A 12,681-nucleotide genomic window follows, 5' to 3' on the forward strand; every position below is an offset into this window, starting at 1 on the left:
GGCCTCTCAGCCGTTGTCGCGCAGGAACCGCGCCATCGACGAAACACCTGGCACGCGCGGTTCGAACTCGCCAGCGACGTCGATGAAGCCGCGCATCACTGCGATCTCGCGCGGGCTGCGGTTGAGGCTGTCGCGCACTTCCGGATCGGCACCGGCGCGCAGCAGGCGCTGCACCAGCAGCGGCAATCCATGCAGCGCGGCCAGATGCAGCGGGCCGAAGCCGCGCGGATCGCGCACGTCCAGGCTGACGTCCTCATCCAGCAGGCGCTCTACCGCCGCCATCACCACCTGCTCGTCGCAGGCGGTACCCGGCTCGGCGCGTGCGCCCAGCAGCAGCAGCAGCGGCGTGACCGAACCGGCAGCGGCCTGGTCCGGTTCGGCACCGGCCAGCAGCAGGGTGTCGAGCAGGGCCAGCAGGCGCGAGCGGTCGCGCGCACTGAAGCCGTACAGGGCAGCGCAATGCAGCGGCCCCAGCTGCTGCGCGTCACCGGCATGCACGTCGGCACCCGCAGTGAGCAGGCGCGCGACGATGTCCGGCAGGCCCAGCGCCGAGGCCAGCATCAGCACGGTCACCCCACCCGGCAGGCGGTGTTCCAGCTTGGCGCCGGCATCGAGCAGGGCCGACACGATATCCACCTGGCGCATGCTGACCGCCGCCGACAGCGGCGTCGCACCACTGGCCGCGGCGTGCTGCGGATCGGCGCCACGCGCCAGCAGCAGGTCGGTCACCGCCAGATGGCCACCACCGGCCGCACGCAGCAGCGCGGTGCAGCCCTGTGCATCGACCGCGTCGACGGCGAACCCCAGATCGATCAGGCGGCGCACGGCGTCCACATCACCGGCCATCGCGGCGGCCGGCAGATCGGCCTCGCGCAGGGTACGGCGCGGCAACGGCCACACCCGCCAGTCCAGCCAGTCGGCCAGGTCACGGCGACCGATCGACAACGCTACGCCCAGCGGCGTCTGGCCGTCGGCGGCACGGGCTTCCGGCGAGGCACCGTGCTGCACCAGCAGCTTCAGTGCACCTTCGCGGGCCAGCGCGGTGGCCAGATGCAAGGCGGTCATGCCGTGGCTGTCGCGCGCTTCGCGATCGACGCCGGCCTTCAGCAGGGCCTGCTGCAGGCGGAGCCAGCCCAGGCGCACTGCCAGCGACAACGGCGGGTCACCCGCCGGCGAGGCGGCGAATGGATCGGCGCCACGCTCCAGCAGTTCCAGCGCCAGCTGCTCCAGGCCACGGGCGGCCTGGTCGTGCTGTGCACAGGCGGCAAGGAAGCGCGCCAGGCCGCCACGGCCCGCCGGCGACAGGCCACGCTGCAGCATCACCTGCAGCGCTGGCACCGCATCGATGCCGCGCGACAGCAGCGCGAACATCGGCGTGTCGGCGCAGGCGTCACGCACATAGGGATCGGCGCCGTGGCCCAGCAGCCAATCGACCGCGCGCGGCTCCAGTGCCAGCTCCGGATCGAGCAGCAGGCCGCCCAGTTCTTCCGGCTGGCACAACCTGGCCAGCGCGGTCATGCCTTCGGTGTTGCCGAAGCCCAGTGCTTCGCGCAGCAGGGTCAGCGGCGGACGGTCCGGCAGCAGGCCGCTGGCGCTGGCGGCTTCGCCGCGCTCGGCCAGGCCATCACTGACGGCGGCCGGCAACGGATAGGACGGGTCCAGCAGGGCGACGATCGCCCAGCGGCCGGCTTCAGCGGCGTAGTCCACCGCGCGGCGGCCGACCGGATCAGCCGCATCGGCGGCGATGCCCAGCTCGACCAGGCGCTTGATCAGCAGCGGCGAGACATCCTCGGCCATCGCTGCCAGCTGCACCGCATTGCGGCCTTCGCCGTCCACCGCGACCAGGTCCGGCTTGTGCGGCAGCAGGTGCTCGACCACGGCGGCACGACCGGCACGGGCCGCTTCCAGCCATGGCGTGCGCCCCAGTGCATCGCGCGCTTCCAGATTGGCACCCGCGCCGAGCAGCACGCCGATGATCTCCACGTGGCCGGCCAGGGCCGCCTCGTGCAACGCACTGCGGCGCTGGCGATCACGCGCATCGGCCCGTGCCTTGTGCTTGAGCAGCAGCTGCACGCCAGCCGGATCGTCGTCCTCGGTGGCGGCAGCGGCCAGCAGCACTGGGGTGCCTTCGGCCGGTTCGCTGCGTGCACCGCGTTCGAGCAGGAAGCGGGCCAGGCGCCAGTTGCCGACCTGGCAGGCCACCGCCAGCGGCGACCAGCCCTCGCGGTTCAGCGCATCGACTTCAGCGGCGGCATCGCGCAGCAGCGCGGCCACGCCCGGGTCGGAACTGCGTGCGGCATGGTGCAGCGGGGTGTTGCCATCACTGTCGGTGGCGCGCGAATCGGCGCCGTTGGCGAGCAGGGTCATCACCGCTTCGGGGCGGCCATGCCAGCTGTCGCGGGTCGCGGCCAGCAGCGGGGTCATGCCCCGGTGCGGCGCATTCACATCGACGCCGCGGGCAATCAGTTCGCGCAGCAGGCGCAGGTCCGGCAGCACCGCGGCCAGCACCGCCAGGCTGCGCTGGTCACGCCAGTTCGGGTCCGGCAGCGCATACGGATCGGCACCGGCCTGCAGCAGCTGCAGGCCCCGGTCGATGCGGCCCTGGCGCGCGGCTTCATACAGCGCCGGTGTCAGTTCCTGCGGCGCCATCGCCTCCAGCGGCGCGGTTTCGGCCGCAGCGGGGAACATCGGTTCCTGTTCGCTGCTGGCCGCTGCGAACGGGCTGGGACGCAGCGACACCAGCGGCGCGGGCGCCACCCGCTGCAGCAGCAGGTGCAACACCGGCGACAGCAGCACGACCGCCAGTGCGGCGGGCCAGCGTGCACTTTCCGGCAACAGGCCCGGCCAGGCCGGCAGCACCACCAGTGCGGCCAGTGCGATCACCAACGCAGCCACGCCGAGGCCACGCCAGGCGGTCAGGTCGCGCCCGGCCAGCGCCTGCCAGTGCTGGGCAAGGCTGCCATCGAGGCGCTCGACATCGTTCCACAACGGCCAGGTGCGCCAGGCCGCCAGCAGGCCGGCGCTGACCAGCACGCTCAGGCCCAGCACTGCCGCCAGGCTGCCGCTGTCACGCAGTGCCGCCAGCGGCCAGGCCAGCAGCAGCGCCAGCAACAGCGGCGCGGCCGCCCACAATGCCAGCAGCGCGGGCAGGTCCTGGCGTGCGACCACCTTCAGCGGCAGCAGCGCACGGCTGCGACGCCACCACGACACACCCAGCGCAAACGCCGGCTGCGCCAGTGCGGCAAGGATGGCACCCGGCACACCGCCCACGGCGGCGCCCAGCGCCAGCACGGCACCCACGGCGAAGGCGATCGACAGGGCGCGCGGTCGGGAGGTGTCAGTCATAGTGTCGCGGCATCAGGCTGGCCACCGACGGCGGCACCTGCAGGTAGAACCCGCGTTCGCTCATTTCGCTGCGGACCTTTTCGGGATCGGCCTGGGCCAGGCGGCGCTGGGCATCCAGGGCAACCTCCAGGACGAAGGCAAGCGTACCCAGCGAGGTGAGCAGCGGCGCAGGCAGCGCGCTGAAATCATCGCGTCGGGGAACGTAGACGTAGGTGTCCGGCTTGAGTTGGCTTTTATAGACGTAGGCGTGCATGTCCGCGGGACGATAACCCGGGAAGAGCCATGATTGTGTCGGAAAGCCGACACCGGGGAAAGCCGTCAGCCGACGATGGCGGCGCGATCGGCGGCGTTTCCCCTGCGGGGTTCAGCAATGTGGCGGCGACGTTCAGCCAACGCCGCCGCCACACGGGCGCTTACTTGACCTTGGCGTAGGTGCCCTTCAGCGCGACACCGGCGAGGATGGTGCCGGCGTAGCACTCGTAATTGGTGCTGCTCTTGAACTCGTTCTTCTTGTAGTAGCTGACGATGTCGACCACGGCGTTGGCGCCGCGCGACCTGGCGCCGTCCTGCAGCGCGCGCAGCGCCGACAGCGCAACCCAGCGGCAGGCCTCGGCGTCGCTCTTGTTGGCGGCGTTGGTCTTCTTGTTGGTCACGTCTTCGCCCAGGCGCTGCTGCACGCTCACCGGCTGTCCGGCCAGATAAAAGCGCACGCTGCCGTCGATGCCGGCGTCCTTGGCAGCCTGCGAGCTGATCAGCTCCTGCAGGGACTGCTCGACGCGGGTATCGCGGGCGGAGGCGGTGGAGGTCAGGGCCAGCAGCGCGGTGGCCGTGGCGATCATCAGGGTGCGGCGCATCGGAACATCTCCTTGTCGAGGGTGCGGGTGGATAGCGGAAACGGTGCGGTGGGGCGGTGGATCACTCGCTCCAGCGGCGGAACACCAGCGAGGTGTTGATGCCGCCGAAGGCGAAGTTGTTGCTCATCACGTACTCGGCCTGCAGTTCGCGGCCCTGTCCGGTGATGAAGTCGAGCTGGCCGCAGCGCGGATCGACCTCGGCCAGGTTCAGGGTCGGCGCGAACCAGCCGGCGCGCATCATCTGGATGCTCAGCCAGGCCTCGAACGCACCACAGGCACCCAGCATGTGGCCGACGTAGCTCTTCAGCGAGCTGATCGGCACGCGGTTGCCGAACACCTGCGCGGTCGCCTGGGTCTCGGCGATGTCACCGTGGTCGGTAGCGGTGCCGTGGGCGTTGACGTAGTCGATCTGCGCCGCGTCCAGGCCGGCATCCTCCAGCGCCAGGCGCATCGCCTGGGCCATGGTGTCGGCGCTGGGCTGGGTGACGTGCTGGCCATCGCTGTTGGTGCCGTAGCCGACCACCTCGGCCAGGATGGTGGCGCCACGCGCCTGCGCGTGCTCCAGGTCCTCCAGGATCAGCGTGCAGGCGCCCTCGCCCAGCACCAGGCCATCACGGCCGGCGTCGAACGGGCGCGGGGTGGTCTGCGGCGCATCGTTGCGCACGCTGGTGGCGAACAGGGTGTCGAACACCGCCGCGGCGGTGGCATCGAGCTGCTCGGCACCGCCGGCCACCATCACCGTCTGCTTGCCGCTGCGGATGGCCTCATAGGCCGCGCCCACGCCCTGGCTGCCCGACGTGCAGGCGCTGGAGGTGGTGTAGACGCGCCCGGACAGGCCGAAGAACACGCCGATGTTGACCGGCGCGGTGTGGCTCATCATCTTCAGGTAGGTGGTGGCACTGATGCCTTCGGTGGTGAACTCGTTGAGCATGCGCCCGAATTCACCCGTGGCCTCGTGGCTGCCCGAGGACGAGCCGTAGGCCACGCCGGTACGGCCACTGCGCAGCACCGGGTGCTCGTGCAGGCCAGCTTCGCGCAGCGCCACTTCGGTGGCGCGCACCGACATGATCGCGACCTTGCCCATCGAGCGGGTGGTCTTGCGGTTGTAGTTCGGCGGCAGCTCGAAATCCTGCGCCGGCGCGGCCAGCTTGGTGTTCAGCCCGGCATAGACATCCCACTCGGGCATCGCGCGCACCGCATTGCGGCAGCTGCGCAGGTGCGCCTCGATGGTCGGCCAGTCGTGGCCGAGCGGGCTGATGGCGGCGGCACCGGTGACCACCACGCGACGATCGGCGGCCATCAGAGCATGCCCCCGTTCACCGAAATCACCTGGCGGGTGATGTAGCCGGCCGGTTCGGACAGCAGGAACGCCACCGTCGCCGCCACTTCGTCGGGACGACCGACGCGGCCGGCAGGAATCAGCTTGAGCGCGTGTTCAACCACTTCGTCGTTGAGCATTTCGGTCTCGATCAGGCCCGGGGCCACGCAGTTCACGGTGATCTGGCGGCTGGCCAGTTCCAGCGCCAGCGCCTTGGTGGCACCGATGATGCCGGCCTTGGCGGCGCTGTAGTTGACCTGCCCGCGGTTGCCGGCCAGCCCGGACACCGACGACAGGGTGACGATGCGGCCCGGCTTGCGCCGCCGCACCATCGGCATGATCAGCGGATGCAGCACGTTGTAGAAGCCATCCAGGTTGGTGTGGATGACCTGGTCCCAATCCTCCGCCGACAGCGCCGGGAAGGCGCCATCGCGGGCGATGCCGGCGTTGCAGACCACGCCGTAGTACGCGCCATGCGCGTCAACATCGGCCTCCAGCGCGGCGCGTGCGGCCTCGCGGTCGGCCACGTCGAACATCAGCACGCGGGCCTGCTGGCCCAGTGCCTGGATCTCGGCCACCACCGCCTGCGCCTCTTCCACGCGGCTGCGGCAATGCACCACCACGTCGAAGCCGTCGCGCGCGATGCGCAGCGCGATGGCCCGGCCGATGCCCCGGCTGGCGCCGGTCACCAGCACGCTTCGATTCCCTGTCATGCCTGTCCACTCTCCAGATAGGCCATCGCGTCGGCCGGTTCGAACACCGACACGTTGGCTGTCGCCCATTCTTCCTCGCCTGCCAGGATGCGGCAGGCGAACATCCCCAATCCATTGTCACCCAACAGCTCGCAGCGCGCCTGTACGCGCAGCCGCGAACCGCTGGGGAAGCTGCTGCGCAGGCTGCTGTAGCGGCGGCTGCCGAGCAGGAAGCCCAGCTGCGGCGGCCTGCCGGCGGCGCGTGCGCGGCAGCCGGCCCAGGCCGCGATGGCCTGTGCCATGTATTCGATGCCGACCCAGGCCGGCACCTGGCCATCCTCGACGAACAGGCCGGCCCCGGGCACCACCAGTTCGGCCTCGATGGCGTCCTGGTCCCACTGCGTGATGCGCTCCAGCAGGCACATGTCCTGGCGGTGCGGCACCACGTCCTCGATCGCGTACAGCGTGTTCATCGACGCTCCAGCGCCAGCACGGCATTGCTGCCGCCGAAGGCGAACGAATTGCTCAGCACCCGTCGCGGCGGCTGCGCCAGGCGGGTGGCCGGGGCCACCAGCGGCAGCACCGGCAACGCGGGATCGGCCACGCCGTCCCACCAGTGCGGCGGCAGCTGCTGCTGCGGGTTCTCGGCCAGCAGGATCCAGCACAGCGCCGCCTCGATCGCACCCGAGGCGCCCAGCGTATGGCCGGTCAACGGCTTGGTTGAACTGGCCGGCACGCCGTTGCCCAGCACCTGCGAGACCGCCAGGCTTTCCATCGCATCGTTGTGGCCGGTAGCAGTGCCATGCAGGTTCACGTAGTCCACTTCGTCGGCGGCCCATCCGGCACGCAGCAACGCCTGCTGCAGGGCATCGATGGCGCCCAGCCCCTGCGGGTCCGGGGCGGACATGTGGTGCGCGTCGGCCGATTCGCCCCACCCGGCCAGGCACACCGGACCGGGTTCGCGGGTGAGCAGGAACAACGCGGCACCCTCGCCGATGTTGATGCCGGCGCGATGCTGCGAGAACGGATTGCAGCGCAGCGCCGATACCGATTCCAGCGCGCTGAAGCCGGCCACGGTGAAGCGGCACAGCGAATCGGCGCCACCGGCGATCACCGCATCGACGATGCCGGCGCGCAGCATGCGCGCGGCCGACATCAGCGCCTTGGCGCTGGACGAGCAGGCGGTGGACAGCGTCCATGCCGGCCCCTGCGCGCCACTGCGCTGGCGCACGAACTGCGCGGCAGTGCCCATTTCCTGCTGGGCGTAGTCGAAGCCCTGCGGCCACTGGCCCTGTTCGGCGTGGCTGCGCAGGGCCTGCTCGGATTCACCGATGCCCGAGGTGCTGGTCCCCAGCACCACCGCCACGCGCTCGGCGCCATGGCGGGCGATCGCGGCGGCCACGGCCGGTGCGATCTGCGCCAGTGCCACGTCCAGCAGCGCGTTGTTGCGCCCGCGCAGGGCCACCGGCAGGTCATCCAGCGTTGGCAGTGGCGTGCGTACTTCTCCCAGCGCCAGGGTGCGTCCCGGCAACAGGCTGTCGTTGTCAGTGAGACCGCCCGGCGCGTCGGCGAACATGGCCGACGTCACAGCGGCGCGGCCATCACCAAGCGCACAGACCACGCCCAGGTCGTTCAGGTAGATCGGTGCGCTCATCGGTCCGGCCCGGCCATGTCGATCGATTCGATGCGCAGGGCGTAGCCTTCGGCGCGGTTGTCCAGCTGCACGCTGCCATCGTCCAGGCGCTGCAGCTGCAGCCACACCGTGCCGTCGCGCGACAGGCTGCGCTGGTGACCGTCATCGCTGACCTGCCAACCGGCCGGCAACGCAGCGGCAATGGCCGCGGTCGGCCACAGCGCGAACTGCAGGTCATCCAGCACGCGCTCGGCGCGCACCTGCGGCGGCAGCCACGGCGCGCGCTGCTGGGTCAGCTGCTGGCCGTCCCATTGCAGGCGCACGCCGGTCTGGCCCATCGCCTGCACCGCCAGCTGCACCTGCTGCGCATCGGCTTCCAGCAGAGCATCCAGGTCGCGCACATGCGTGCCGAAGCGGAAATGCAGCTGCTGCTGCAGTGCCAGCGGCGCCGGCAGGCTGGCCGGCGACAGGCGCAGCGGCGGCAGTTCCACCTGCGGCTTCGGCATGCGGCCGGCACAGGCGGCCAGCAGCAGGCACAGCAACAGCGCTGCAGTACGGGCGATCACGCGCTGCACAGCTGCTCCAGCACGCGCATGCGGCGGCCGCTTTCATCGGCCACGTACGGGTTGTTGGTGTCCCAGGCGTAGCCGGCCAGGATGGAGCTGATCATGTCGCGCACTTCAGGCTGCTGCTGCGGGTGGTAGATGATCTTCTGGAAACCGCCTTCGTACCAGCTTTCGACGAAGCGGCGGAAGGTCTTCACGCCGGCGCGCAGCGGGATCGAGAACTCGGTTTCCCAGTCGACGGTTTCGCCGGCATAGCGGCGCGCCAGGCACTCGCTCGCCAGCTGCGCGGACTTGAAGGCGATGGTGACGCCGGAGGAGAACACCGGGTCGAGGAACTCGCCGGCATTGCCCAGCAGGGCGTAGCCCGGGCCCCACAGCGAACTGACATTGGCTGAGTAACCGGTGATCCGGCGCACCGGCAGCACCGCCCATTCGGCGTTGACCAGCAGGCGGGTCAGGTTGGGGTCCTCGCCGACGATGGCCTGCAGCTTCTGCAGGTCGTCGCCCTCGTAGCGTTCGAAGAACGACGGCTCGGCGACCACGCCCAGCGAGCAGCAGCCGTTGGAGAACGGGATCGTCCAGTACCAGACGTCGATGTGCTCGGGATGGGTGGTGATCAGGATCTTGTTGCGGTCGAAGTCCGCCTCCGCCGGAATGTTGTCGCGCACGTGGCAGAAGATGGCCCCGCGCACCGGGAAGTTGGACGGCGATTCCAGCTGCAGCAGGCGCGGCAGCAAGCGCGCGAAACCGGATGCATCGAGGATGAAATCGGCCTCGATGCGGTACTCGCTGCCGTCCGGGCGGCGCACGGTCACCGCCGGCTGCTCGCCCGCTTCGACCGACAGCACTTCATCACCGAAGCGCAGCGTGGTGCCCATGCGTTCGGCGCCGCGCGCCAGCACATTGTCGAAGTCGGCGCGCTGCACCTGGTAGGTCGTGCCCCAACCCGGCGAGAACTTCTTCCTGAAGTCGAACGCGGTGCGCGCCTCGCCATGCACGAAGGCCGCGCCGTTCTTGTGCTGGAAGCCCGCTTCGACCACGTCCTGCAACAGGCCGGCAGCCTCGATGTACTCCATGCTCTGCGGCAGCAGGCTTTCACCGATGGAGAAACGCGGGAACTGCTGGCGCTCCAGCATCAGCACCTGGCGGCCCTGCTGGCGCAGCATCGCCGCAGCCACGGAGCCGGCCGGGCCGGCACCGATGATCAGGATTTCAGTACGTTCGACAGCATCCACAGCAGTATTCATCGGTGCGTCCTTGTTGCTCGATCAAGTGGAAAGAAGGAAGTCGGAAAACAGGCTCAGGCCGGCGGCAGATCGTGCGGCGGCGGCCGGAACAGCGGCGAGATCAGCCAGACCAGGCCGATGCCGAACAGCAGGGTCAGGCCGAACGCGCGCAGCGCCGGGGTCTGCGACAGTCCCAGCAGGCCGAACGACAACCAGGTGCTGGCCGCGCCCACGCACACCGCCAGCCAGGCACTGGCATCGCCGCGGTGCTCGATCAGGAAGATGCCGTAGTCGATGCCCATGCCCAGCAGCAGCATCAGTGCCAGCACGTTGAACAGCTGCAGTGGCTGGCCGAACAGGCCCAGCAGGCCCAGGGTCAGCGCACCGGCAATCAGCGTCGGCGCGAACACGCGCCAGGCCTGGCGGCGGTAGCGCAGCCACAGCGCGCCGAACACCAGCACGATGCCGACCAGCAGCAACCCACCCATCAGCTTGCGGTAGTGGCCCAGCAGCTGCGAGAAGTCGGCGGTGCGGTCCACCCAGCGCACACCCGGCAGGCCTTCGGCCGCCCCGCGCAGGGTGGCCAGCGCATCAGCGCGCGACAGGTCATCGACCATCACCACGCTGATCATCTGCCCGCCTACCTCGCCCACCCACAGGTGGCGGAACGGCTGCGAGGCCGGGGAGGCCAGGAACGCCTCCGCGGTCAGCGGCGTAGCGGCGAAGTCCGGGCGCGGCAGCGGTTCGCCGACCGCATCGGATACCGCATCCAGCACGCCCGGTTCCACCTTCGCGGTCAGCGCGGCATCGGCCTGCTGGCGTGCCGGCGACGGCAGCCAGTCGCTGATCGCGCGGTAGCCACCAATGCGCTGGTCGTGGGCGAGCGCACGCAGGCGTTCGGTCAGCGCTTCTTCGCGCTGCAGCAGCTGGGCAGCGTCACTGCCCTGCACCAGGTAGAACTGCGCCGGGCTGGGCATGCCCAGCAGCTGGCTCAGGCGGATCTGCTGCGCCATCAACGCCGGCGGCGAGGACTGCAGGCTGCGCAGGTCGTCGTTGCTGTGCAGGCGGGCGATGCCGATGGCGGAGAACGCCAGGGCAATCAGCACGAACACCGTCACCGGGCGACGGCCATGCAGACGCGGGAAGCGTTCCAGCGTGTTGCCCAGCCACTGCGAGAAACGGGTCTGGCGGATCTCACCGCCATCCAGCCACGGGAACCAGAAGATCACCGTGAGGAAAGCAGCGGCCAGGCCGACCACCGAGAACAATGCCATCTGGCGCAGGCCCGGGAACGGGGCCAGGCCCAGGGCCAGGTAGGCCAGTGCGCTGGTCAGCAACGCCAGCCACAGGCCCGGCAACAGGTGCCGCAGCAGCTTCCAGCGGCGATCGGCCGGCTCGGCCTGGCGCGAGGCGAACCAGTGGATGCCGTAATCCTCGGCCACGCCCACCAGCGATGCACCGAACACCAGGGTGAGCACGTGCACCTTGCCGAACACCAGCACGGTCACCGCCAGCGCCACGCCGCAGCCGATCAGCAACGACGCGGCGACCAGCAGGATCGGCCGCAGCGAACGGAACGCCAGCCACACCAGCAGCAGCACCGCAGCCAGCGAACCCCAGCCGATGGTGTTGATCTCCTGGTTGGCCTGCACCGCGGCCGCTTCGGCATGCAGCGGCACGCCGGCATGCAGGATTTCCAGCTCGGGCGCCGCCGCCCTGGCGGCCTGCCCGGCACGTTCCAGCAGGCCATCGAGATGGCGCTCACCATCGAGCTGGAACGCCGAACCCGGCGTATCGAACTGCAGCGCGGCCCAATGCTTGCCCTCGGCTTCGAGCAGGCCGTCATCGCCCAGCCGCAACCCCGAACCCTGCGCCTGCTGCTGCCACCACTGCGGCCACAGCGACAACGGGTCTTGCCGCCAGTCGGTCAGGCGCGGCGCGCCCATCGGGCCGTACAGCGCGGCCAATGCCTGCTCGGCCAATGCGCCCGGTTCGCTGCCCTGCAGCTGCTCGCGCTGGGCCGGCGTCAGCAGGCGGTCGCGGTACGGCGCGTAGAACGCGCGCGCGTCATCGAACCAGCCTTCGATCGAACCACTGGGCACCAGCAAGGCGTGGTCGGTGTCCTTGGCCATGGCCGCAGCAAAGGCCGCCTGCGCGCGCTTGGCGGCGGCGCCGTCCTTGCTGCCCAGCAGCACCACCACCTGCCGCGAGCTGCCGTCGGCGATGCGCCGGGTGACGTCGCTCAGCAGGCGATCATGCGCATCCTGCGGCAGCAGGGCAAGGATGTCGGTGTCGATCCGCGATTGCTGGCTCCACAGGTGCCACTGCTGCGCGCCCAGTGCCAGCAGCACCAGCAGCCAGGCGATGCCCAGCCAGTGCCACCAGCGCCGCAACCGGTCCGGCGCGTTCGATGCTGCACCCTCACTCAAAGCGGCGCGCCTCGTCGGCGTTGAGCGTGGCCGGTGCCTCGCTCATCGCGCTGAACTGGATCTGGGTGCGGTCCTTGTTGGCCTCGATGATCTCGACCTGGCGCACGTAGCGGTCACCCCGCAGGGTCAGCGACTGGAAGGCCTTGGCCAGCATCGCCGACTTCGGCGTCAGCCGCAGCCGCCAGCCCTGCCCTTCACGGCTGGCCGCCACGTTGAACTGGCTGGACAGCGCCTGCACGTCGCCACTCATCAGCGCGAACATGATCGCGTTCACCGAACGCATCGCCGGCTGCTGCCGTGCATCCAGCTCGACACGGGTGCTGCCATCGCGCTGGCGGCTGAGGATGCGGTCGGCGGTGACCACCACTTCGGAGGGGAACGGCTTGAGCGTGGTCCAGATCACGCCGTGCTGGCGCGCGACCACGAACTGGCCCTGCGAGCGCAGCGGGTTCTTGAAGCCGCTGACCTGCTTTTCCTGGCTGAACTGGCCGCGCAGCACGTCCGGCCGCGCCACCGCCTGGGTGATCGCATCGATGGCGGGGTCGGCCGCCTGCACCTGCGGTGCGGCAACGAGCATCAGCGCGCACAGCAGCACGCTCGGAAGACGGGCAAGCATGT

The 12,681-nt window shown here is 70.1% G+C and carries 11 protein-coding genes; all 11 read right to left on the reverse strand.

Features of this window, described 5'->3' with window-relative positions; genetic code table 11:
* Window positions 1-6: 6 nt before the first annotated feature.
* Window positions 7-3,345 (reverse strand): ankyrin repeat domain-containing protein, encoded by a 3,339-nt coding sequence (locus ACUZUJ_RS21450; protein WP_049447016.1) that lies wholly within the window; start codon window positions 3,343-3,345, stop codon window positions 7-9.
* A complete protein-coding gene (locus tag ACUZUJ_RS21455; protein WP_014648833.1) occupies window positions 3,338-3,598 on the reverse strand; it encodes a YcgL domain-containing protein in 261 nt (86 codons plus the stop codon). Before ACUZUJ_RS21455 ends, ACUZUJ_RS21450 begins: the two co-directional genes overlap by 8 nt.
* Before the next feature lie 160 nt (window positions 3,599-3,758).
* Window positions 3,759-4,199: a hypothetical protein gene (locus tag ACUZUJ_RS21460; RefSeq protein ID WP_049447010.1), complete on the reverse strand. Its 441-nt coding sequence runs from the start codon at window positions 4,197-4,199 to the stop codon at window positions 3,759-3,761.
* 61 nt (window positions 4,200-4,260) lie between these two features.
* Window positions 4,261-5,499 (reverse strand): beta-ketoacyl-ACP synthase, encoded by a 1,239-nt coding sequence (locus tag ACUZUJ_RS21465; protein ID WP_014038923.1) that lies wholly within the window; start codon window positions 5,497-5,499, stop codon window positions 4,261-4,263.
* Window positions 5,499-6,230, reverse strand: coding sequence for a 3-ketoacyl-ACP reductase FabG2 (locus tag ACUZUJ_RS21470; RefSeq protein WP_458220319.1), 732 nt, complete (start codon window positions 6,228-6,230; stop codon window positions 5,499-5,501). The genes ACUZUJ_RS21465 and ACUZUJ_RS21470 overlap by 1 nt, the downstream gene beginning before the upstream one ends.
* A complete protein-coding gene (locus ACUZUJ_RS21475; RefSeq protein WP_014038925.1) occupies window positions 6,227-6,682 on the reverse strand; it encodes a hotdog family protein in 456 nt (151 codons plus the stop codon). The genes ACUZUJ_RS21470 and ACUZUJ_RS21475 overlap by 4 nt, the downstream gene beginning before the upstream one ends.
* Entirely contained in the window at window positions 6,679-7,863 is a 1,185-nt protein-coding gene (locus tag ACUZUJ_RS21480; RefSeq protein WP_014038926.1) for a beta-ketoacyl-ACP synthase, read from the reverse strand. Before ACUZUJ_RS21480 ends, ACUZUJ_RS21475 begins: the two co-directional genes overlap by 4 nt.
* On the reverse strand, window positions 7,860-8,417 hold the full coding sequence (locus tag ACUZUJ_RS21485; protein ID WP_458220320.1) for an ApeN family LolB-like membrane protein: 558 nt from the start codon (window positions 8,415-8,417) through the stop codon (window positions 7,860-7,862). Before ACUZUJ_RS21485 ends, ACUZUJ_RS21480 begins: the two co-directional genes overlap by 4 nt.
* Entirely contained in the window at window positions 8,405-9,655 is a 1,251-nt protein-coding gene (locus ACUZUJ_RS21490) for an NAD(P)/FAD-dependent oxidoreductase (protein ID WP_458220321.1), read from the reverse strand. The genes ACUZUJ_RS21485 and ACUZUJ_RS21490 overlap by 13 nt, the downstream gene beginning before the upstream one ends.
* 53 nt (window positions 9,656-9,708) lie before the next feature.
* Window positions 9,709-12,063 (reverse strand): ApeM family transporter, encoded by a 2,355-nt coding sequence (locus ACUZUJ_RS21495; protein WP_458220322.1) that lies wholly within the window; start codon window positions 12,061-12,063, stop codon window positions 9,709-9,711.
* Entirely contained in the window at window positions 12,056-12,679 is a 624-nt protein-coding gene (locus ACUZUJ_RS21500) for a LolA family protein (RefSeq protein ID WP_458220323.1), read from the reverse strand. The genes ACUZUJ_RS21495 and ACUZUJ_RS21500 overlap by 8 nt, the downstream gene beginning before the upstream one ends.
* Between the last annotated feature and the right edge of the window lie 2 nt (window positions 12,680-12,681).

Source organism: Stenotrophomonas sp. S4 (assembly GCF_054187805.2).